This window comes from Paenibacillus naphthalenovorans, assembly GCF_900099895.1.
GTDB classification, from domain to species: domain Bacteria; phylum Bacillota; class Bacilli; order Paenibacillales; family NBRC-103111; genus Paenibacillus_G; species Paenibacillus_G naphthalenovorans.
Genome location: NZ_FNDY01000015.1, coordinates 16,332 through 37,545, shown reverse-complemented (window position 1 = coordinate 37,545; position 21,214 = coordinate 16,332). Strand labels below are relative to the sequence as shown.

Annotated in this window: 21 protein-coding genes, 1 tRNA gene and 1 pseudogene; 8 read left to right on the top strand and 15 right to left on the bottom strand. The window is 51.6% G+C overall.

Features of this window, described 5'->3' with window-relative positions; all coding sequences use genetic code 11:
- The first annotated feature begins 46 nt into the window (after positions 1-46).
- A complete protein-coding gene (locus BLT35_RS15365) occupies positions 47-1,084 on the top strand; it encodes a ribonucleotide-diphosphate reductase subunit beta (protein WP_062409461.1) in 1,038 nt (345 codons plus the stop codon).
- A gap of 73 nt (positions 1,085-1,157) precedes the next feature.
- On the opposite strand, the gene BLT35_RS15360 is transcribed toward BLT35_RS15365, so the two are convergent.
- Positions 1,158-2,540 carry a GGDEF domain-containing response regulator gene (locus tag BLT35_RS15360; protein ID WP_062409462.1) on the bottom strand — a complete coding sequence of 461 codons (1,383 nt, stop codon included), beginning with the start codon at positions 2,538-2,540 and terminating at the stop codon, positions 1,158-1,160.
- Positions 2,541-2,872: 332 nt separating this feature from the next.
- On the opposite strand from BLT35_RS15360, the gene BLT35_RS15355 reads away from it, so the two are divergent.
- Complete coding sequence (locus tag BLT35_RS15355) at positions 2,873-3,253, top strand: hypothetical protein (RefSeq protein ID WP_054818655.1); 381 nt, start codon at positions 2,873-2,875, stop codon at positions 3,251-3,253.
- A 16-nt stretch (positions 3,254-3,269) separates the two neighbouring features.
- On the opposite strand, the gene BLT35_RS15350 is transcribed toward BLT35_RS15355, so the two are convergent.
- Complete coding sequence (locus BLT35_RS15350) at positions 3,270-3,677, bottom strand: gamma-glutamylcyclotransferase family protein (RefSeq protein ID WP_062411013.1); 408 nt, start codon at positions 3,675-3,677, stop codon at positions 3,270-3,272.
- A gap of 172 nt (positions 3,678-3,849) precedes the next feature.
- On the opposite strand from BLT35_RS15350, the gene BLT35_RS15345 reads away from it, so the two are divergent.
- Positions 3,850-3,990, top strand: coding sequence for a hypothetical protein (locus BLT35_RS15345; protein WP_054818654.1), 141 nt, complete (start codon positions 3,850-3,852; stop codon positions 3,988-3,990).
- 102 nt (positions 3,991-4,092) lie between these two features.
- Here the strand turns inward: BLT35_RS15345 and BLT35_RS28060 are convergent.
- From BLT35_RS28060 to BLT35_RS15320, 6 genes and pseudogenes are all read right to left on the bottom strand, one after another.
- Positions 4,093-4,316, bottom strand: a pseudogene (locus tag BLT35_RS28060) (transposase); the annotation flags it as partial.
- A 34-nt stretch (positions 4,317-4,350) separates the two neighbouring features.
- Positions 4,351-5,124: a LamB/YcsF family protein gene (locus tag BLT35_RS15340; RefSeq protein ID WP_062409463.1), complete on the bottom strand. Its 774-nt coding sequence runs from the start codon at positions 5,122-5,124 to the stop codon at positions 4,351-4,353.
- A 111-nt stretch (positions 5,125-5,235) separates the two neighbouring features.
- Complete coding sequence (locus BLT35_RS15335; RefSeq protein ID WP_074728813.1) at positions 5,236-5,544, bottom strand: CD3324 family protein; 309 nt, start codon at positions 5,542-5,544, stop codon at positions 5,236-5,238.
- 540 nt (positions 5,545-6,084) lie between these two features.
- Positions 6,085-7,101, bottom strand: coding sequence for a 5-oxoprolinase subunit C family protein (locus BLT35_RS15330; RefSeq protein ID WP_074728811.1), 1,017 nt, complete (start codon positions 7,099-7,101; stop codon positions 6,085-6,087).
- A complete protein-coding gene (pxpB, locus tag BLT35_RS15325) occupies positions 7,098-8,018 on the bottom strand; it encodes a 5-oxoprolinase subunit PxpB (RefSeq protein WP_254777574.1) in 921 nt (306 codons plus the stop codon). Before pxpB ends, BLT35_RS15330 begins: the two co-directional genes overlap by 4 nt.
- 191 nt (positions 8,019-8,209) lie before the next feature.
- Positions 8,210-9,793 (bottom strand): bifunctional metallophosphatase/5'-nucleotidase, encoded by a 1,584-nt coding sequence (locus BLT35_RS15320; protein ID WP_062409465.1) that lies wholly within the window; start codon positions 9,791-9,793, stop codon positions 8,210-8,212.
- Positions 9,794-9,987: 194 nt separating this feature from the next.
- On the opposite strand from BLT35_RS15320, the gene BLT35_RS15315 reads away from it, so the two are divergent.
- Complete coding sequence (locus BLT35_RS15315) at positions 9,988-10,944, top strand: phosphate/phosphite/phosphonate ABC transporter substrate-binding protein (RefSeq protein WP_074728809.1); 957 nt, start codon at positions 9,988-9,990, stop codon at positions 10,942-10,944.
- Between the two features lie 69 nt (positions 10,945-11,013).
- On the opposite strand, the gene BLT35_RS15310 is transcribed toward BLT35_RS15315, so the two are convergent.
- From BLT35_RS15310 to BLT35_RS15295, 4 genes are all read right to left on the bottom strand, one after another.
- A complete protein-coding gene (locus BLT35_RS15310; RefSeq protein WP_082660834.1) occupies positions 11,014-11,880 on the bottom strand; it encodes a lipid II flippase Amj family protein in 867 nt (288 codons plus the stop codon).
- Positions 11,881-11,944: 64 nt separating this feature from the next.
- Positions 11,945-12,718, bottom strand: a complete 774-nt coding sequence (locus BLT35_RS15305; protein ID WP_054820068.1) for an ABC transporter permease — start codon at positions 12,716-12,718, stop codon at positions 11,945-11,947.
- On the bottom strand, positions 12,711-13,631 hold the full coding sequence (locus BLT35_RS15300) for an ABC transporter ATP-binding protein (protein ID WP_062409467.1): 921 nt from the start codon (positions 13,629-13,631) through the stop codon (positions 12,711-12,713). The genes BLT35_RS15305 and BLT35_RS15300 overlap by 8 nt, the downstream gene beginning before the upstream one ends.
- Positions 13,632-13,717: 86 nt before the next feature.
- Positions 13,718-14,530, bottom strand: a complete 813-nt coding sequence (locus tag BLT35_RS15295) for a uroporphyrinogen-III synthase (protein WP_074728807.1) — start codon at positions 14,528-14,530, stop codon at positions 13,718-13,720.
- A gap of 376 nt (positions 14,531-14,906) precedes the next feature.
- Here BLT35_RS15295 and BLT35_RS15290 point away from each other — a divergent pair, with 376 nt between their 5' ends.
- The gene (locus BLT35_RS15290) at positions 14,907-15,611 is read left to right on the top strand and encodes a 3D domain-containing protein (RefSeq protein ID WP_074728805.1); all 705 of its coding nucleotides are present in this window, start codon (positions 14,907-14,909) and stop codon (positions 15,609-15,611) included.
- A gap of 149 nt (positions 15,612-15,760) precedes the next feature.
- Here the strand turns inward: BLT35_RS15290 and BLT35_RS15285 are convergent, their stop codons facing one another.
- A complete protein-coding gene (locus tag BLT35_RS15285; RefSeq protein ID WP_062409470.1) occupies positions 15,761-16,819 on the bottom strand; it encodes a TRAP transporter substrate-binding protein in 1,059 nt (352 codons plus the stop codon).
- Between the two features lie 158 nt (positions 16,820-16,977).
- Between BLT35_RS15285 and BLT35_RS15280 the strand changes: the two genes are divergently transcribed.
- The 3 genes from BLT35_RS15280 to BLT35_RS15270 all read left to right on the top strand — a co-directional run bounded on the left by BLT35_RS15280 (position 16,978) and on the right by BLT35_RS15270 (position 19,885).
- A complete protein-coding gene (locus BLT35_RS15280; RefSeq protein WP_074728803.1) occupies positions 16,978-17,364 on the top strand; it encodes a hypothetical protein in 387 nt (128 codons plus the stop codon).
- A gap of 163 nt (positions 17,365-17,527) precedes the next feature.
- Entirely contained in the window at positions 17,528-19,102 is a 1,575-nt protein-coding gene (locus BLT35_RS15275; protein WP_054820072.1) for an ATP-binding protein, read from the top strand.
- A 42-nt stretch (positions 19,103-19,144) separates the two neighbouring features.
- The gene (locus BLT35_RS15270; protein ID WP_074728866.1) at positions 19,145-19,885 is read left to right on the top strand and encodes a response regulator; all 741 of its coding nucleotides are present in this window, start codon (positions 19,145-19,147) and stop codon (positions 19,883-19,885) included.
- A 7-nt stretch (positions 19,886-19,892) separates the two neighbouring features.
- On the opposite strand, the gene BLT35_RS15265 is transcribed toward BLT35_RS15270, so the two are convergent.
- Together BLT35_RS15265 and BLT35_RS15260 are read right to left on the bottom strand one after the other, a co-directional pair.
- On the bottom strand, positions 19,893-20,603 hold the full coding sequence (locus BLT35_RS15265) for a DNA alkylation repair protein (protein WP_074728801.1): 711 nt from the start codon (positions 20,601-20,603) through the stop codon (positions 19,893-19,895).
- Between the two features lie 396 nt (positions 20,604-20,999).
- Positions 21,000-21,070: transfer RNA gene (locus BLT35_RS15260), tRNA-Gly, on the bottom strand.
- Positions 21,071-21,214: the final 144 nt, after the last annotated feature.

The following is a 21,214-nucleotide window of genomic DNA, read 5'->3' as shown; positions in this document are numbered from 1 at the left end:
CGATCCTCTATTTGTACACCGCAGGGTGCAGGAGGCATGAATTCGAATGGAACTTCAAAAAAAGAAGCTGTTTAACGAGCACGGAGACCGCGATTGGGGCAAGCGCCGGATTATCGGAGGGAATACGACCAACCTGATCGAGCTCAACAATGTGAAATACGACTGGGCAACCAAAATGTACCGCACGATGATGAACAATTTCTGGATCCCGGAGGAAATTCCGCTCGCTCAAGATGCGAAGGATTACAAGTTCCTATCGCCGGCAGAGCGTCAAAGCTATGATAAAATCATCTCCTTCCTCATCTTCCTGGATTCGCTGCAGACGGCCAATCTGCCGAACATCAACGATTACATAACGGCACCGGAAGTCAATCTGTGCCTCACCGTCCAAACGTTCCAGGAAGCGGTGCACAGCCAAAGCTACTCGTACATTCTCGATAGCGTTTGTTCTGCAGAAGTACGCGACGATATTTATAATCAATGGCGTGAGGACAAGCACTTGCTGCGCCGCAACCGGTTTATTACAGACTTGTACGAGCGGTTTATCGAATCGCCGACAACGGATAATCTGATGCGCACCATCATGGCCAACTATATCCTTGAAGGCATCTACTTCTACAGCGGATTCAGCTTCTTCTATGCGCTCGGCCGTCAAGGAAAAATGCTTGGCACCGTATCGGAAATCAAATATATCCAGCGCGACGAACTGACCCATTTGGCGCTGTTCCAAAACATCTTCCGCGAAATCCGCAAGGAAAATCCGGAGCTGTTTACCGATGAGTTAATCGGCGACCTGCGCAATATGATGCGAACCGCCGTCCAGCACGAGATTGAGTGGGGTCAATACATTACCGATAACAAGATCAACGGCTTGAGCAATGATATCATCGATCTATATATTAAATACCTTTCCAATGAGCGGTTGAAAAACATTGGACTTGAAATTCTGTATCCTGAAGTTGTTGAACATCCGATGAAGTGGGTGGAAAACTTCAGCAATATGAACAGCATCAAAACAGACTTTTTCGAGCAAAAGGTGACCAACTACAGCAAATCGTCAAACCTGAATTGGGACGACCTGTAAGGCCGGCCTTCATTCTCCGAAACAGCAGAAGCCCGGAACGAGCATCTATTCGTTCCGGGCTTCTGCGATTTTCTCAACCGATATTCAAAAGCTCCCTTACCTTAAGCTCCAGTTCCACCATGGAAAAAGGCTTGCGCAGGTAAGCATGGGCTCCAAGCTTCATCCCCCTGCTGGGATCATCCTCTCCGCTTCGTCCGGAGAGAATGAGTATCTTCATTCCGGCCGGCCATGTTCCACGGTCCCTCAATCTTTCCAGCATGCCGTATCCGTCAAGCAGAGGCATCATCCCATCAAGAATACATAAATCCGCAGGCTGACTTAACAATGACTCATAAGCCTTTTCTCCATCTACGGCTTCCGCGAATTCAACAGGCAGATGCTTCAGCTTGGCGACCAGAATCGAACGCAGTATGTTATCGTCGTCGGCAATAAGTATCTTTTTGCGAACCGGAGGAGGAGACGGCATGACTCCCGAATCCTTCTGTGAAGTACCCGGGTGCAGCACAACCCGGTTGCGGCCGCTCTTTTTTGCTGTATACATCCCTTCGTCCGAGGCCGCAATCCACGCTTCCAACGACATCCCCGGTTCCCACTCGCAAACCCCTGCAGAGAAGGTAATGAAGAAAGATTGACCTTCGTTTTGTGCCACGGGTTCCAAACGGGTCCGCGTGAGAATGCTTTCCATCGTTGTCAAAGCATCCTTGCCTGAAGTATTCGGCAGAACGACGACAAATTCTTCACCGCCTAAGCGGGCCAGCAAATCCGTCGAGCGGAGATTGTTCTGCAGCAGATGCGCCAATCCTTGAAGAACCAGATCGCCTGCGCTGTGCCCATAGGTGTCGTTAATGGACTTAAACCGGTCGATATCGATAAATACAAGCGAAATGGGGGCCGGATACCGGTCTATACGCTGCAGTTCCACTTGGATCTGGTGATCGAAAAACCGCCGGTTATAGACCCCGGTGAGCGGGTCCCGAAACGCCATCTGCTCGAATGTCCTTGTCCGTTGAAGCAGGCTGTAGATCCGCGCGCTCAATTCCTCATATTCGAAAGGCTTTATCACATAATCGTCCGCTCCCAAATAAAAGCATCGAACCTTATCGTGCATTTCGTTGCGTCCGGATAAAACGATAAGCGGTGTCCATTTTAAACTCGGATCGTCTTTCATAAATTCAAAAAGCTCATAACCGCTGATCGGATGTATCATCAGCTCGAGCATGACTACATGGTAGGTCCGTTCGCGAAGCATTCTCTTTGCCGTCATGATATCGGCGGCATCGTCCACTTCATACCCGTCTAGCTTCAGCCTGCATACCAAGCCGCTGCGCATCACATCATCGTCGTCGATGACAAGAAGCCGTTGCCCATGCGAAGGGCCGACAGCATGCCGATGCCTATCCTGCTGCCCATTCAGCTCCCGGGAATACATATCGGCCTCCCTTTCCACATTCGGCATCCTTTTTCCCCCTTCCTTTCACTGCCTCTTTTCCCAGGCTAACCGATCCGCATGGCTGCGTTCCACCAGGATTCTCTTTCCATTCTCCGGTTCATCAACCCCATCCGGATGCATGTGGGAATGAATACCCTTTACGCGTCTATTCATTTTCCTTCCATTATATCATTTTCGACAATTATTATATTAAATCATTTGGGACTATTCCATCATTTATGGGTCTATAGAATTATTTTTCGCAATCCTTTAACTATGTTATGATGTAATTATAAGTTCATTTAGAAAAACCTTATAAAATTTTAGGCATCATGACCTATCGGAAGGAATGACAACGCATGAGCTCCGTGGAGCATATCATTAAAAAAGTGTCCAGATACATCACGTTCGGACAGCCGGTTTCTTCCGGATCCTTGGTCAATCAGCGCATTTCGGATCCCCGCATTCCAATGCAGGCTTATTATTTGGCCATTCAATCGAAGAACGAGCAAGAGAACTATTATCATGAAATTTGGCTCAAAAAAGAGGGAGAATTCGCCATCACCGAGGCTTGGTATCGCGAGAACAACGTGACGAGAAAGCTGCTGAAGGATCATTTATCATACGATCAGTTAAAAAACTCCATCGGCGATGAAGAGGCCAATCATATCCTCATGCGGATGACCGAAATCATCGAGAAGTCGGAAGACGGCTGGGGGCCCTATTCCAGAAGGACATAATGTGGATTTTACAAGCTTAATCGACATCGGTTGGGCTTTTTTGTTTTTCCCGGATATGCTTCCTCCAAGATCCTCTGCTAATCAGACGGCAATTCCGTGAATCCGTCCAGACATAAACCCAGCCCTCCCTTTCGCCGTTCAGCATATCCCGAATCCACACCCTTTCATAGTCGTTCACTTTCCCCGGACCATAGTATTCCTCCAGCTCATCCATGCGTTCCAGCCCTTCCTTTGTGACCATAAGCCATTGGCCTTCCACAAGAGATTCCCCGTGCTCCCCGGACAGCACAAGGGCGGGATACGAACCGGCATCGTACAATAAACCTTGCACTGCTCCGGACTGTACCGACAATACATAGGGAGCAACGACATGGTGGTTCGCCTCCCCGACAAGCAGCGTTCCATAAACAAATACAGGTATCACGGCCCTGCCTCCTTTCCCGGTCATGGATGCCCTTATCATATCATAATCTGGGACAGATCTGCGCCAGCCGGAGACAAACAAAGATTTGCCCGGATCCCATTCCCGTGGCATTTCGTTCAGCCCCGCATAAACTGAATACAAGCCGCTGGAACCTGTGGAAGGAGGGAGCATTTTGCTTAGTGCCGAAGATGCTAACAAAATCATCCGCTTTTTGTCAGCCGCCTATTTTTGTACTGACTCCGCGGAAGCCCGAGCGGAATTCAACCGTCTGGCCAACGAACTTCGTAAAGCGTCGGGACAACCGCCGCAGTAAAAAATCAAGGGGCTGTCTCAAAAGTAAGTCTGCTCACCTGACGGACAGCCAGCTTGATAAGAGAAAAGCATATCAAAATGAAAAAATGGCGGTGCAAAGGGGTTACCCCTGCATCGCCATTTCTTGCTTCCGGTCTATTGCAAAATGATGGGCAAGCGAAAGCCATCCGGTATCCAGGCTCACCTATGGCAGGCCTCGAAGCAGAAAACGTCGGTATTTTGTCTAAATACACTTTCTGGCTCGATCATTCGCCGAACCGACAACGCATAGCCTTCCTCGCTTCGAAGTTGCTCCCTTGCTTGCTGTTTATAGCGCATCTGCCTCAGACAGCGTTATCCGCAGGTTATAGCTGACAAGCGCCTAAATCCCATAGGGGCGGACGGCGACGCCCGCGTGCTGCAGGCGCTCCTTGATCAGCGTGGCTAACGCCAGGGCTTCCGGCCCGTCCCCATGGATGCAAAGGGTGTCTGCTGCAAGGGCTACTTCGTCCCCTTGCAGTGACTTTACCTTTCCTTCACAGACCATCCGAACCGCTTGGTCCGCGGCCTGCCGGGCATCGCGAATCACGGCTTCAGGGTCGGTCCTTGGGGTCAGCGTCCCATCCGCCCGGTAGGTCCGGTCTGCGAACGCTTCGGACGCCGCCCTCAGACCGATGGACTCCGCCGCTCGAATCAGCTCGCTGCCTGCCAGACCAAACAAAATAAGCTCCGGATCTAAACGATAAACCGCCTTGGCGATGGACTCCGCCAGCGGACGCTGTACAGCCGCCATATTGTATAAAGCGCCATGCGGCTTTACATGGCGCATCCGTCCTCCCTCGGCACGGACAAACCCCTGCAGCGCACCGGCTTGATACAGCACCAGATCATACGCTTCCTCGGGTGTGATCTGCATTGCTCTGCGTCCAAATCCCATCAGGTCGGGCAGTCCCGGATGCGCGCCGACCTCCACGCCATGTTCCAAACAAAGCTTTACCGTACGCCGCATAACCGCCGGATCGCCTGCATGAAAACCGCAAGCAATATTAGCCGACGTCACTACCTTCGCGAGCTCCTCATCGTGCCCGATCCGATAGGCTCCGAAGCTTTCTCCCATATCTCCATTCAAGTCGATGAATAACTGCTTCGTGGTCATGAACGATTCCCCCTTCGCCTAACTTCAAGCCCCAATCCAAAAAAACGGGAAGAAAGCCAAAAGCGTCCACTTTTGGCTTGTTCCGCGTGCTGTGCTGTTATAATTCCCCGCTCAATGTCTCGTGGTCGCCGCTTCCTGCCGGTCTGCTGCAAGTCCTCTCGTTTTTACGATAATTTTACGGATGCTGTCTTCCGAGAGATGGAATTGACGAATCAGCTCCGTCACGGAGTGACCGCTTTCATATAATCGGAAAATTTCATGATTTCTGCGCTGGATCGATTGCCGGGCGCCGTTGTTTTCACCCCAGCCCGCACGGGTTTGTTCTTTTTTCGGTATATACACGATCTCGCCCTGTATGTACTCCTCCAGCTGCTTCAGCAGCACGGGCGGCAAAATGTCTTTTCCGTTCTTGTACCCCACCGATGAAAGCCTCCTTTCGCGCCGTGATGGCCATAGCCTCGAAAGTCGTTAGCATGTTCATCTTCACACCTCCATCGGGTTTTGCTCTCGCAAAACGATCATTTCAGCACAAGGGCATAAAATAAAGAAAAACACGATAGCCCTATCGTGCCTGAATGCCTTTAATATGTCATGTATCATGCAATGACGATCAGGTGACGGTGTTGGAGAAAATGCCTATTCATTTGTCGGCAAACCCTTTTCCGCTGGTCCATGCAAATGTGTTTACAAACATCGAATGACACTCCCTTCACCTGAGTTAGATTGATGATACGCATTATGCTCCACATTATAAACCATGCTTTGCTTGAAGTCCATTGGCGAATCGGATAAGAAGGGGCCCGAAGGCCCCTTCCGACAACTTGGGCTCCCCGCTTTACGCGGAGATCACCCCGGTTAACGTAATCATGTTCACGATCACTCCTTTCCCTTAGCGTCAGCCGGCCGGCTACATGTACTATTTACTCATATGTCACGGCTTGCCGCAAGATGAAAGAATGATTATAACGATTTTATCCTTGCTTCCACGGCCGCAGCCAGCTGACGAAACGCAAGCTCGCGGAGAATGTACAGCGCCTGCGCTTCCGGCGCCGTGATCTCGGTGAAGCGCAGCCTGCTGCCTGGACGCGCCTGTGCGACAAGCGGCAGATCGACGGCAGCGACCTGCGCAATGCGCGGATAGCCGCCGGTCGTCTGCACATCGGCGAGCAGCACGATCGGCTGTCCGTCCGGAGGCACCTGAATGGTGCCCGGTGTGACAGCCTCGGAGATCATTTCGAGCGGAGAGATTAAGGCGAGCCGCTCTCCGTCCAGTCGGCAGCCCATGCGGTCCGACTGCGCAGTCACGCGATAGGGGGCGGAAAAGAAAGCTTCGAGGCTGCGGGCCTCGAAGCTTTCGGCCTCGCGCCCGCGTACCGCGCGGATCGCCGGATGCTCCGCATACGGCGGACGCGCCTCGCGCGCGAGCGCCCACGGTGCGGGCGAGAGCGCCGCCCCGGGCGCAGCCGCAGCCGCGAGACGGGCGTGGAGCGTGGCGGCCGGGGCCGGAGGCGGGCCCACAGGCAAGCGGTCGCCCGCCTGCAGGGGCCGGCCGGCTAGACCGCCGAACCGCGCCGGCACGTAGGTGCTGCGGCTGCCGAGCACGGCGGGCACGGCGAAGCCGCCCGCCACAGCGAGGTACGCGCGCACGCCCGAGCGCGCGGAGCCAAAGCGCAGCACCGTACCGCTGCGCACAAGCACCGGCCGCCAGCCGGGCAGCGGCGGCCCGCCTTCCGCATGCGCGTCCATCTCCGCGCCGCAGAAGGCCACGACCGCCTCCTGCTCAAAGCGCAGTACCGCGCCCGTCAAGGTCATTTCCAGCACCGCTGCCCCCGGCGCGTTGGCCACGAGCGCATTCGCCGTTCGGAAGGCGAACGGATCGACGGCGCCGGCCGTCACGACGCCGATGCCGCGGCGGCCGAATCTTCCGGCGTCCTGCACCGTCGTGAGCATACCCGGCTTTTCCACCACCATGCTCATGCGTCTCTCCCTCCGATCCTTTCCGAACTGCTTGCATCCCGCTGCAGTTCCCGCTCCAGCTCCTCGTACCGCTCAGGGGTCAGCGGCTCAAAACGTACCCTGTCTCCCGGCTGCAGAAGACTGGGACGTTCGCGGTGAGGATCGAACAGCGTCTCCGGCGTTCGGCCGATGATCCGCCATCCGCCCGGCGACGCGAACGGATACACTCCTGTCTGCGTTCCGGCAATGCCGACCGAACCGGCAGGCACGTACGGACGCGGCCTGTCGAGACGGGGACAGCATAAACGGTCCGGAAGTCCCCCGAGATAAGCAAAACCGGGCATAAATCCGATCAGATACACCGTATAGGTATGGGAACAAAACAGCTCGATCGTGCGCTCCTCCGTCAACCCGGCTTGAGCCGCGACCTCCCCGAGATCCATGCCAAAGACACCTCCAAAGCATGCGGGGATCACAACGGGATTGCCGTCAAGTTCACCTGCATTTTCTTCCGATAAGCCAACCAGACGGCGATGAATCCATTCACAAACCTGATCATAGGGGGAAGTTTCCTGGCTGCCGTTCAACCCGGAACGATTCCCTTCCAGCCCCTCTTTATACACAAGCCAGGAGTCGTAATATACCGTCACCGTCGTATAAGCCCTTACCCACTCCACCACGGCTGCCGGCGGATGCTCGGCTAATCTGCGTACCGTACCGTCCACCAGCTTCCGATTCCGCTCCGAGACAACGCCTTTCCAGCGAATGACTACCGCCTGCTCACCAAGCGGGTACAACTCATAGGCACCATGATCACGGATCTGCATCTGTTCAAAACCCCTTTTGCGCGGCCAAGCACCGCAAGCCTGCGTCCATGCGAGTGCCCCGTGACGGTCTTTTCGCAAGTCCCAGCCCGTGACGGCCGCTCTTATATACATGGAATCGTGGCCAATCGTTCTAAAGGCCGCTCCTCAAATCATACTATAAAAGCGGTCATTTCGAAAAACGGTTTCGACCGCCCCGCCGAACAAAAAAAACCGGAGAAAGTCATTCCTCCAGTCTCACCCGTCAGCCGGACCTTCCGCTGTTTTGGGCCGTGCCATCTTCGCCTGCAATCCATACAGCGGGACTAATCCCACACCACTTCCCAGTTCCGGTTAAGCGTCGCCTCGATCGTACCGCGTTCCATGATATAACCGGCAAGCAGCTCGGCCATGTCCGTCGGAATGTCCTTGATCACGGGCTTGCCTTGGAACATCAAATAATTTCCGCCTCCGCCGGCGCGGTAATTATTCATGACCACGTCATATTCCGCCAAAGGATCGACCGGACGCCCTTGATAGTTCAACTTCACCACCCGTTCCCCGACCGGACGTGAAATGTTAATCCGGTATTCAATGCCCTCCCACATATCGTAGTTATAATGCTGCGGCTTCGGATCGCTAAAATCGGGACTTACTTTGATCGGACCGTTTCCGTCATACCGCTCAAAATAGGATGCGGACCGCTCCAATGCATCCTTGATATCCTGTCCCGTAACCCTGATCACCTGCAGTGTATTGGGATATATGTAATTCGTCACAATATCGCGCATCGTAATTTGCTCGGGAAAGCCCGGCGAAACGTTGTCGAACAGCGCCGTATTGGAAATCGGAGCTCCGGACAGCTCCATCTGCACTTTGTTGATAAATTCGATCAGCGGATGCTCCTGGAGCCTCACCTGCATCGGATCGGTGATCCGCATATCTCCGATTAAACGTCCGATCGGCTGATCCAGCCAGATTTGCGTCTGTTCTTCGTGAGGCCGCATAAGCGAAAGAACCGTTCGATCCGGCTCAACGCCCTTAGCGGACAGGAGCTCGGAATATTTGGATGTGATCCGATAACGGCCGTCCGTTTTGCGAAGGGTCAGCTGGACTTTGCCAAGGCATGCTCCGGCATAGCCCGGCTGAACAATCGGAACGCCGCCGATTTCTTTACCGGCAAGCATTCGATGCTGATGGCCCGTAAGGAGCACGTCGATACCTTCCACCTCGCAGCAAAGCGCATAGCCCTGATTTTCTCCCGTCAACGGCTCCGCAATCTCCCCCGTGTCCAGATGCCGTTCGAATCCCCCATGATAGGAGACGATGACCACGTCCGCCCTTTCCGTTTCCCGCAAATAGCGAACCCACCGTCTGCCCGTATCCACAGCGTCATCGAAACGCAATCCCGCGATATGCTCCGCTTTTTCCCAATTGGGGATGTACTGCGTCGTTAATCCAAGAACGGCTACCTTGCAATCGCCGCCGTATGTTTTTATGAGATAGGGCTTTCCGAAATACGGCTCCCCCGTCGAAGCATTCACGATATTAGCGCTCAGCCAAGGAAATCTCGATTCCGATACCGCCTTATTCAACAGTTCGATTCCGTAGTTGAATTCGTGGTTGCCGATGACTCCCGCGTCGTAGCCAAGCTCGTTTAAGGCTTGGATCATCGGATTCGGCTGCTCCCTGTTCAGCTTCGCATGATGGTACGCCAGCGGCGTGCCCTGTATTAAATCGCCATTATCGATGACCAGCACGGCAGCTTCCTTGCGCCGTTCTTCTTTGATCAACGCAGCGATTTTGGCAAAACCCGACTCGGTCGGATCATTGTTTGCATATTGAATGGGCAGCATATTTCCATGAATGTCGCTGGTTTCCAATATAGTGATGGTTAGACAGGTGGACATCCTCGTATCAACTCCAATATTCGTTGGCTGAGACCCACTATATCAAATTTGTGGAAAAAGAGCTACAACGGCACGAATTTCGTTTATATCGGGGATATGATCCACATGAATCCATATTTACAAAAGACAAAAACCAAATATGTTATATTGTTATCAAGATTGGATTCAAGATATTTCACAGGAGGTTCATAAGCATGTTCCATAAATTCGCTTCGATCAGTTTATCCCTGGTTCTTCTGGCCGGAATTGCAGCAGGCTGCGGGCCACAGCAAGATAACGCGCCGACGGATCGAGGAGATCAGCAGGAAACGCCGGCAGCCCGCTATGTTCCCAAAGAACTGAAGGTTCAGGTTGTCCCCCCGCACAACGCGGAGACACTGGAAGCCAAAGCGAAGCCGCTGGAGAAGCTTCTTGGCAATAAGCTGAACATTCCCGTGAAAATTTCCGCTTCAACGAACGACCATACCGTCATCGAAGCGCTGTCCTCCAGGCAAGCGGATATTGGCTTCCTACCTCCGAATGCTTACGTTCTCGCCCATGACCAGAAAAAAGCAGCCGACGTGCTCCTTCAGGCTCAGCGCTATGGGATTGAAGATGCAACGGGCGCGGAAACAAACGAGCTGGTCGATGTTTACAAAGCCATGATTATCGTGAAAGCCGACTCCCCGATTCACGCATTGAAGGATCTCAAAGGTAAAAAAATCGCTTGGCAAGACGCTGCTTCTTCCGCTGGCTATGTATGGCCGGCCAATGAAATGAAAAAGGCCGGCGTCGATCCAAAGAAAGACGTGACCGGCATCGAAGTCAAGGGCCATGACAAAGGCGTGCTAGCCGTATTGAACGGCCAAGTAGACGCAGCCGCCATATACCAGGATGCCCGTAACCTGGTGATAAAGGACAGGCCGGACGTATTCAGGCAAACGCGCGTTGTCGCATTCACGGCACCGATTCCCACCGATACGATCTCGGTCCGCAATGATATGGACCAAGCCTGGAGAGACAAAATCGCTCAAGCGTTCATCGATATCGGGAAAGATCCCGAAGGCTCGAAAATCATTTACGATGTCTTTTCCCACCGCGGTTATGTGAAGTCTGACGACCGGAAATTCAATATCGTTCGCGACTACTTCAAAAATGCCGGACAAAAGTAATGATCGATTTGTATCCCCAAGGTGCATTTGCCTTTACAGGGCCGTGTCATATCCGCATCCGGACCGGACTTAACTGACGTACCAAGCAATCAGCTGCGCGCCCGGAGCCAGAAAAAGGTGCGCCAACAGGGTACCTGCGAGCCTGGACAGCATTAGGAACCCGAACATTCGGTTCATCTCATTCAGGCTTGTTTGGCCGGCCATCGTCTTATCCGTGAGCAACGCCACCCTTGGATCGATAAAGACCGTCAGCAGGATCGTGGCCACGCCGTTAATCAAACCCGACGATTGCGATGCGGCCCTGGAATGCTCCGGTACGAGATACGATGCGTAAAGTGCCGAGAGTACCCCTACGGTATAAATGCCGGTGACCAGCGTATTTAACAGAAGCAGCCGCTTGGGAATCCCTCCCACCCGAAGCCTCTTCAGCATCTCCCAACGGGGAAAGCGCACATTGTTTTTTACCCGTTTAAGCTTGTCGATGGAAACGGATTGCCGCAAAAGCAGGGGAATCGAGCCAGCCGCTTCCAGACGGGATACCATCCGCATTGAAATAAAGACCATCGTCGGAAACAAAAGAATGGCCAGCAGCGTACCCGCCGCCGCACCGGCCAAAATGAGATGAAACTGCCATTCCAAAGGTGTTCCCGGTTGAAGAACGGCCGAATCGATCAAACCACCGGTTAGCGGCCCCTGCAGCAAATTCGACGTCCGCGACACCAGAAGGATAATGCCGGTCAAAGATAAGGCCACTGCCAGCTTGCCTGTACGAATCCCGGCCAGCCTCACGGCATAGGCCAGCGTTTCCACAGCATGAATCACCAGCGTCAACAGCACAACCAGCAACAGCTCTCCGGTCAATAACGCACCTCTCCTTTCATACCATTCCCGGGACCGCTTATACAGCGGTTTGCTTTTAACATCAAGCCGTTCCATGCGTTCTGACCGTAAAAAAAGGGATGGCGCACCCCGTCTGGAGCAGCTGCATCACGCTGTTCAATCAGCCTCCGGCAACGTCCCTTTTCGTGAACAGCAGCCAAGAGACGGCGCAAAAGACGATCCAATAAACCACCAGCATAGACACCGAAAATCCAAGCGTCATCCCCGGAATCAGCGGATTTCCGCCCAGTACATAAGGGGATAAATCGGTGTTGGCGAACAATAAATATTTTACCCAGGTATACTTGAGCTGCGCCAGTACCGAAACGACCGTTCCGGAAGTAAACATGAGAAAAATGGACAACCCGATCGCAAGCGAACTGCTGCGGAATACGGTGGAGATCATAAAAGCCAAGGTTCCGGTCATGACAATCTCGACGGCCTTCAGCCCGTACCTCTGCAGGATCGAAGAAATCGTCTCATCCGGAGCAACGATTCCGCCTGCGCCGAACAGCAGCAAGCCCGTAAAATAGGAAATGATCAGCATGACAAGCAGAAGCGTTACGCTAAAGAGCAGCACTGTCACATACTTGGACCAGAGAATTTTCCCTCGGGACGACGGACGGATCAGAAGCAGCTTAATCGTACCCCATGTAAATTCGGCAGCTACGATATCCCCCGCCACAATAACCGTAAATATGGTAACGAGCGAAGCCAGGCTCGACGCGAAAACCATAAATTGGAGGACATGATCCATCCCCGCTTCAACCACATACTTCATCAGCACACCCATGGCGATGACCGCGAGCGCCAGGATCGCCAGCATCACCCACGTACGCAGCCGGGTATAAATCTTCATGTGTTCATTCTGTACAAGCCGGACAAAGCTAGACAATCCGATTCCCCCTTGTCACTTCGAGGAATTGTTCCTCCAACGTTTTGATCTGCGTACGAATACCGTATACTCCGATTCCAGCCTTCACCAGTCGGGCATTCAGCTCCGCGATGGCCTGCCGCCGATTCGGTAAAGTAACGACCAGCTCCGAATCGTCAACTCTGGCCGTCATGTCATCGGTTAGCATGTCGAGCGCCTGAGCAAGCTCGTTCACCTCGAAGCGCACCTCCACCGTTTCCGACTCCGTCAGAACGTTTTTGAAGGAGCGGACATCCAGCAGCCGGCCGTTCTGAATGATCGCCACCCGGTCGCACATCAGCTCCATCTCGGAGAGCAGATGGCTGGAGACAATGACAGCAATCCCCTCCTCGTTCGCCAAACGCCGCAAATAATCGCGCAGCTCACGGATTCCTTCAGGGTCGAGCCCATTGGTCGGCTCGTCCAGCACAAGCACTGAAGGGCGGTGCAGGATGGCCTGGGCTACTCCAAGCCTCTGACGCATACCAAGAGAGTACGTTTTCACTTTATCCTGAATGCGATTCTCCAGGCGAACCAGCTGCACGACTTCGTCAATTCTTTCTTGTCCTACATCCGGCATCATCCGGGCAAAATGAACCAGATTCTGATAACCGCTCATAAAGCCGTAAAATTCAGGATTTTCTACAATAGCTCCGACGTGCACCATCGCTTGTTCAAATTCGTTTCTGACACTGTGGCCCCGGATCTTCACTTCTCCGTCAGTGATCGACATAAGACCTACCATCATCCGGATCGTTGTCGTTTTCCCCGCCCCGTTCGGCCCGAGAAAACCAAAAACCTCGCCGGGCATGACTTGAAAAGTCAGGCCGTCAACTATGGTTTTGGAACCGATCTTCTTTGTCAGGCTTTGCAGTTCAATTACAGGACTGGTCATATAGCCTCCAAATGAAAAAAGATATGATACGCTTTTCTGGCACGAAAAGTATACCATACCTCATGAAATATGACCAAACGCCCCGATTAATCTTCGTTTTCTTCATAATACTTGGCCAAGCTGACGATCATGCTCCCCATTCTTTCCTCTGCAGGAGCTACAACACGGTCAATCCCTTCATCACGAAGGGCCTCCGCCGTCACCTTCCCTACGGCAACAGCCACCACACTGCCGTTGAACGCCGACTTCACTTGCTCCGCCAAGCCTTGCTTGCGGGCATAGGACATCAGAAAACGGACTTGGGGCGTGCTTGTAAACGTTACGGCATCCAGCCGCCCTTCGACGATTTCCGATAAGAGCTGATTCATCACGCTCAGTTCCGGGGGCACATGCAAGTACGGAAGAATTTCATAGTACTGAGCCTGCTGCTCGCCCAGCCATTTCACAAGACGGGGTGCATGATCTCCATACAACTGCAGGGCAACCCTGCGGCCGCGGAGGTCATACGGCATAAGCGCCCTCAGAATGCCTACCGTCGTGCCGTCGTCATCCCTTACCTTGGGCTCCAAACCGAGAGATTTCAAATACCTCACTGTCTTGTAGCCTCTGGCGGCAATTTGTGTACGTCTTAAAGTATCGATGAACGCTTCGCCGACTCTCATCGACTCTGCCGCTTGAACCAGCATCTCCGTTCCCATACCGGTAGTAAAGATGACCCAGTCCGTTCCGTTTTCGATGAGGCTGGTGATCTCCTTCTCCACTTTCTCCCGTTCGACGGCTACCGTGCCTTGGGCGGGACGGACGAGCGGAATGCCTCCAAGCTTTTCCACCATAACGCTCAGCTCGGCGGCCTTCCTCGGTCCAGTGAGCGCGATTCTCTTTCCCTCTAGTCTGCGCATGTCCTTTCTCCCCCATATCCGCTGGTATCTTCTTGATGACTGAACCGCTCGTTCATACAGCGTGAAGACACGATTTAAAAAAACAAATTATGTCAATTATCCTATCTATAGGCGTAGTCTATCTTTACATAATATTTGTAATAGTAATATACCTTATGGACCAGGAAGATTCAATACAAATCTGCTTATAACATTCATAAATTGTGCTTATGAAGCCAAAATAAGCGAACATTTAAAACAAAAAAAACTAAATTGTTCGTCTTTATTTTCACAAACATGCCCCCCTCTATGAATTACACAGGTTTATATTCTATGAATCCGGGCAACTCTAGTACTATCGCTTCTATTAAATCAGATTCAGAGGAGGATACACTTGATGAATAAGTTTAGCCGAATAACAATGTTATGTTTTCACCTGCTTCTGCTGCATGTTTTCATTGGGGCTGTGCCTGCCGCTGCTTACAATACGTATGACGAATACTATGAGTCATGCTGCATATCCGCATCCTATTTTTATTCCGGAGAGAACGTGAACGAAGCTCCCGGGCTTCAAGTTCCGCCACCCCTGTCGTACAAAATCAAGTCGGGAGACACAATGTACAGCATCGCCAGGTCCTTTGGTATTAGCCTTCCAACCTTACTCGCTGCCAATCCGACGGCAGAACCCAGCCGTCTCACCATCGGACAGCTGCTGGAGATCCCGGCGGATGAGGCGGAACTGCGGCTGCCCGACGGCCAAATGAATACGATAAGCCAAGTGTTCACTTCTACACTCACCGCCTATACCGCCGGGGCCGAATCGACGGGCAAAACCCCTTCCCATCCGGCCTACGGTGTTACATCCAGCGGCAGCAGAGCGGAAGAAGGACGGACGATCGCCGTAGATCCGTCGGTTATTCCGATCGGTACGACCGTATTTATCGAAGGTATCGGCATTCGTACAGCCGAGGATACCGGTTCCGCTATCCGCGGCGCACGCATCGACGTATTTATGGAAGATGTGCGGAAAGCCCGTAAATTTGGCGTGAAGAAGAATGTCAAGGTGTATGTATTGGGCAAAGACGCAGCACGAACCGGCTGATGACGCCCGTCTGTATTCAACCGATGGCGCTCGAATATGACAAAACAGCGGCAGGGGCTGTCCTTCCGGTTTAAAGAAGGACAGCCCCTTACACGTTTATTTTCGGCTCCCGACGGAGAGCCCCTTTCAAGAGGCGGTTCCTCTTAAAGTCATCCTCCGTATTTTTTCTGAAGTTGGCGAATCCGGTCGATCAAATCTTTGCCGATGACTCCCTCAAATTCTTCATAAATCGGTTCCCAAACACGCATCCACTCCCGCCTCTCCTCCGGCGTCTGGATATGGATTTGCATCATAGACCGGTCATAAATCTCCTGAAGCTGGCGCGCGTTCATCACGACGGCATTTTGATTCGCCCATTCCGTAGTCTCTTTTAACGCCTCGCTGATCAGGCCTTTCAAATCGTCAGGGAGCTTATCCCAGTATTCTTTGTTCATCAGTACCGCATATCCTAAATAACCGTGATTGCTAATCGTCATATATTTTTGAACCTGATAAAACTTTTTGGAGTCGATGTTGCTGATGGCATTCTCCCCGCCATCCACGAATCCTGATTCCAGTCCGCGATACACTTCGTCGAAAGGAATGGCCACGGCTTTGGCACCAAATAATCGAAACTGGGCTTTAAGCACGTCACTGGGCATGATCCGAAACTGCTGCCCTTTAAAATCCGCCGGATGAATAAGCGGCCCCCGGGCCGAGGTCATTTGCTTAAAGCCATTGCTCCAATATGAAAGCCCTATCATATTTTTGCTCTTTAATTTCTTAAAAAGGATTTCTCCTATTTCTCCGTCAAACGCCTCTTGCACCGCCTGATCGGTCAAAAAAGCATAAGGAAGATCGAATGCCTGCCAGGCCGGCACATATTGAGATATTTTCGAAAACGCCGGAGCGATCATCTGAATGTTGCCGTTCATCAATGCATCCACTTCGTCCGTATCGTTATAAAGAACGGCATTCGGGAAAACCTCAACCTTGACGCGCTGGTCCGTTTTTTGATAAACGCGACGGGCAAAATCTTGAGCCGCCAAGCCCTTGGGCGTATTTTCCGCAACAACATGACTGAATTTGATGACGATTTCCCGGTCGAAGCCCTGCTGTTCATCATCATCGGCGGCAGGAGCGGAGCTTAATGTGGGATAAAAGCCGATGGCAACCGCCGCGACAAGGCCGATCAAAATGACAAGCATCGTTCCGAGCAGCCGTCTCAAATCCGCCCACCTCCAACCTCATCAGGATGATAAAACTTAAGTACAGTATACCATGAAATCTTTGTCCTTGCAGGAACAAACATGAATTCGGAGTTTTGCGGTTACACTACAAAAAAGCCCTGCCGGCCGCGGCCATGAGAGCGAGGAGGAATAGCCCTATGATGTATAAAGGTTATGTTATCCGTTTAATTTGTTGTCCCGCCCTTGTTCTGCTTGTTGCATCCGGGTGCGGACAAAATCAGCAAAATTCCAATCCAAACCAGCAAAACTCGAATCAACAAAATGTCAGACCGGTCGATACAGAGCTTCAGTACCAAATGAAAATGTACCAGGACATCCGGCAGGAAGAATTCAAGCAGCAGGAACAAATTCGCAAAAACGAAAAACAACAGCTAAAGACCCTGCAAAAGCAGCAGGAGGAAATGCTGAAGCAGGAGCTTGAGTTTCAGGAAAAAATCCGAAAAGCAGGTGATTCCTGGTCGATCAAGAATAAAGAAGAGAAGTCTTCCGGCAAGCAGGAGAACCAAGATGAGCAGGACAGGTAAAGCGCCAGAGGCTACCCCCGCCGTACATGCCTGTCATTGTAATTATTTCCACAGATAGGAATGACGGGCAAATTTATTCCCAATGGCTTCAGCTTATTGTATGATTAGAATAAACAATGGCTCAGTCATTCGCCGACGGGAAAGGGGACATCTTGCCAAAGCTATGCTTCAGCGTTTGAAAATTAATTGGAAAATCGCCATTCTATCATTTGGTATCGTGCTTTTTTCGCTGTGCATCGCCGGAAGCGTTCTCATGGGCGGCATTATCCGGATGAAAGAGGAAGATCTCGGGTGGCGGCTGCTTGTCACCGCGCGAACCGTGGCCCAGATGCCCGAGGTCATCGCCGGTCTCACTAACCCCGATCTGCGACCAGGGATCCAACCTGCCACCGAACGCATCCGCATTATCAATGACGTGACTTACGTCGTTGTCATGGATATGAATCGGGTACGGCTCTCTCACCCGGTTCAGAGCCTAATCGGCACCCAGTCGAGCGGAACTGACGAGGGATCGGCCTTCGCTGAGCACACCTATATATCCAAGGCAAAGGGGGAGCTGGGTACGGCACTGCGCGCTTTCGTGCCGATTATGAACGATAATGTTCAAATCGGAGTCGCGCTGGTCGGCCGCATTATGCCGACCGTAGGACAAGTGCTGCTCGACCTTTCCGGCCAAGCTTATGTGGTTTTGCTGCTCTCTCTTTTATTCGGGTTTTGGGGTTCCTGGAAACTTGCCCAGCACATCAAGCAGCAAATGTTTGAACTGGAGCCGCACGAAATCGCCAGGCTTCTGGTTGAGCGCACGGCAACCTTTCACGCGATGCATGAAGGCGTTATCGCGATTGATAAGAATGAACGCATTACCATATTTAATGAAAAAGCGAAACAAATGCTGAAAATTTCAGGTGACGTGATCGGGAAGCTGATTCACGAGGTCTTTCCGAATTCCCGTCTGCCCGAAATTCTCAAGATGAATCACCCCGTATATAATCAAGAACAAGCGATTGGCAGCGATATCATTATGAGCACACGTGTTCCCATTACAGTAGGCGGCCGCACCGTTGGGGCAGTGGCGATTTTTCAGGACCGGACTGAAGTGACGCGAATGGCCGAAGAACTGACCGGTGTGAAAGCGTTCGTTGACGCCCTGCGTGTTCAAAATCACGAGTATATGAACAAGCTTCATACGATCGGAGGCTTGATTCAGCTGGGCAACAATGAAAAAGCGCTCGACTACTTGTTTGAAATTAGGGAGCAGAAAGAAGAGCTGACCCGTTTCCTTACCCGACGGATCCAGGACGACAGCCTGACCGGACTTCTCCTTGGCAAGATCAGCCGCGGACGCGAGCTGGGCATTGAAGTAACGATCGACCGTCAAAGCCAGTTGGAGCGGTTTCCGGAACGGCTCGATCACCATGACTTTGTTATTTTGCTCGGGAACCTGCTGGAAAATGCTTTTGACGCTCTTCAGCAGGTTCAACGGGATAAGCGCGTATTCGTCAGCATTGCCCAAGACGAACAGGCCCTCTCGGTGCTTGTGGAGGACAACGGCTGCGGTATGGATAACGCTACTCGCGCCCGGATTTTTGAACGCGGCTTCACTACAAAAGGCGGCAGCGAGCGGGGCATCGGACTTCACTTGGTTGCCGGTATAGTGGATAAAGGCGGAGGTACCATCGAAATCGATTCAACACCTGGTGAAGGAACCACATTTGTGGTTTCGTTCCCGATGGACTAATGTTTGATATAACGAACGAGGCAAGGTGAACCTATGAATATGATGAATTCCCCAGAATCCAAGCTGTTTCGTGTTATACTGGTCGAAGACGATCCTATGGTTCAAGAAGTGAACCAACAGTTTATCGAACGTGTGAAAGGCTTTCAAATTATCGGCACCGCTTCCAGCGGAGATGAAGGGCTGCGCATGGTGAAGAAGCTGAAGCCGGACCTGATGATCCTTGATATTTTCATGCCGGTACAGGACGGGATAGAAACGCTGGCACAAATTCGGAAACAGCAGCTATCCGTTGATGTTATTGTGATCAGCGCCGCTAACGATATGCGAACCATTGAGCGGATGCTGCAAAACGGAGCGGTCGATTACATTATAAAACCGTTTAAATTCGATCGTGTCAAACAGGCGCTTGAGCATTACCGGAGCATCAAAGAAACGCTTCAAAGCGAGCATACGGTAACCCAAAGCGAGCTCGACCGGGTTCTGTACGGCAATCCGCAAACGCCTTCTTCACTTATATCCGCTTCAGACGCAGCGGCGGTCCAAGATCTGCCCAAAGGTCTGCAAGCTTTAACCCTGAAGCAAATTCTTCATTTTTTATCGGGCCAAACCGATCCGCTTTCAGCTGAAGAAGTAGCCGAAGGCGTTGGCATCGCCCGGGTCACGGCTCGGCGTTATTTGGATTATTTGGAAAAGAGCGGTCAAGTACGCCTTGATCTGCAGTATGGCGTAGGCCGCCCCATGAACAAATATGTTCTTTCATCCCGGCCGGGAGAATCCCGTTGAACGTAAATTAACAAATACAGGTCTTTTTCTTCTTGCCGATTTTGCCGGCCTGCTTCGCTTTGCGAAGGTATTCCGACGCCAGCGGTACTTTACAAGCCGTTGCCCCGACATCCACGTGTACGCTACCGATCGATTCAGCAACCCTCATTGCCTCCTCATGCAAAACGGCTGCGTAGGTACCGACTGCAATAACGAATGAATTCATGGTATAGCGGACCCGGTTCATTTCGTCATGTACGGTCGCTTCCACCTGCTTTAAAAGCTGTCTGATTTCATTTATATCCAAAAGCTCGTCAGGAGTAATCGAGATATAGTTCGCATAAGTGCTCCAGCCGCAAACAGCGATCATTTCCTCAGGCGACTTTATCCATTCCCTGGCTAATTCCATGGCGTGCGGACTTTCCGCGGCAACCCAAGCTACCGTATACTCAGCAAGCATATACCAATTGGCTCTTCTCACCCAGTCTTGAAGCATTTCTTTTGTCGCCGTCTTGGGGTTAACGGTAAGTCCGGCCAAATACATCGCATCGCTATTTCCGGTTTCGTATAGCGCACGAGCGAGATGCTGGTCTTTTTTCACATCTTTGACCAGCTTCTTTAAATCGCCCACCTTCACTCCGAACAAAGGCTCTTTCGCACCGTGACGCAGGAAGATCTGTTTTGTTTGCTCCGATCCCATTGCTATGAGCTTGTCCATGATTTCGTTTAAATCAGTCATTGTATCCACCTTCCCCTCAATGTATGCTTTTCTCGATTTTGAAAATCCGATACTTTTAAACCAATTCTGGAATGATGCATGCTAAAACAATTCAGGAACATACTATCATAAGAGATAAAAAGGCCCCAGGAACCCACTTCCTTGGACCAATTTTTTACTTTCTTAAAAATTAACTTCCAATATTAAGAATGAAATTATTTAACAATTATCACAGGGTAAAATAACCAGTCTCTTGACTTATACTCTTTCGAGTAAAGATCCCTAATATCCCGAGTGGTGACATTTTCAATGAGGAAATTACGCAAGTGTCCTCAAATTGTCCCCACCCCCTGAAGATGAAGGTTCGTGAAGAGAATAGAAAATAAAAAAACCTTGATATACAAGGTTCTTTCATTAAGCGGGTGATGGGAATCGAACCCACGCCGCCAGCTTGGGAAGCTGGAGTTCTACCATTGAACTACACCCGCATGGCTGATTAAAATGGTCGGTACGGGACGACACGATTGGAATGCCGGTAGAGTGACAAATATTAATATAGCAGGCTTTAAGTCAAAATGCAACATTCTATTTTATTGTATATCATGCTTTCAATGTGTCTGAAATGAGGTATC

Bases quoted from the DNA above. Each gene is read 5' to 3' on its own strand.
- BLT35_RS15270 (WP_074728866.1), top strand. From the start codon at position 19,145: ATGAATTCCCCAGAATCCAAGCTGTTTCGTGTTATACTGGTCGAAGAC.
- BLT35_RS15310 (WP_082660834.1), bottom strand. From the start codon at position 11,880: ATGGAACGGCTTGATGTTAAAAGCAAACCGCTGTATAAGCGGTCCCGG.
- BLT35_RS15275 (WP_054820072.1), top strand. From the start codon at position 17,528: ATGCTTCAGCGTTTGAAAATTAATTGGAAAATCGCCATTCTATCATTT.
- BLT35_RS15300 (WP_062409467.1), bottom strand. From the start codon at position 13,631: ATGACCAGTCCTGTAATTGAACTGCAAAGCCTGACAAAGAAGATCGGT.
- BLT35_RS15360 (WP_062409462.1), bottom strand. From the start codon at position 2,540: ATGCCGAATGTGGAAAGGGAGGCCGATATGTATTCCCGGGAGCTGAAT.
- BLT35_RS15295 (WP_074728807.1), bottom strand. From the start codon at position 14,530: ATGCGCAGACTAGAGGGAAAGAGAATCGCGCTCACTGGACCGAGGAAG.
- BLT35_RS15290 (WP_074728805.1), top strand. From the start codon at position 14,907: ATGAATAAGTTTAGCCGAATAACAATGTTATGTTTTCACCTGCTTCTG.
- BLT35_RS15365 (WP_062409461.1), top strand. From the start codon at position 47: ATGGAACTTCAAAAAAAGAAGCTGTTTAACGAGCACGGAGACCGCGAT.
- BLT35_RS15265 (WP_074728801.1), bottom strand. From the start codon at position 20,603: ATGACTGATTTAAACGAAATCATGGACAAGCTCATAGCAATGGGATCG.
- BLT35_RS15340 (WP_062409463.1), bottom strand. From the start codon at position 5,124: ATGACCACGAAGCAGTTATTCATCGACTTGAATGGAGATATGGGAGAA.
- pxpB (WP_254777574.1), bottom strand. From the start codon at position 8,018: ATGTATATAAGAGCGGCCGTCACGGGCTGGGACTTGCGAAAAGACCGT.
- BLT35_RS15330 (WP_074728811.1), bottom strand. From the start codon at position 7,101: ATGAGCATGGTGGTGGAAAAGCCGGGTATGCTCACGACGGTGCAGGAC.
- BLT35_RS15315 (WP_074728809.1), top strand. From the start codon at position 9,988: ATGTTCCATAAATTCGCTTCGATCAGTTTATCCCTGGTTCTTCTGGCC.
- BLT35_RS15320 (WP_062409465.1), bottom strand. From the start codon at position 9,793: ATGTCCACCTGTCTAACCATCACTATATTGGAAACCAGCGACATTCAT.
- BLT35_RS15355 (WP_054818655.1), top strand. From the start codon at position 2,873: ATGAGCTCCGTGGAGCATATCATTAAAAAAGTGTCCAGATACATCACG.
- BLT35_RS15280 (WP_074728803.1), top strand. From the start codon at position 16,978: ATGATGTATAAAGGTTATGTTATCCGTTTAATTTGTTGTCCCGCCCTT.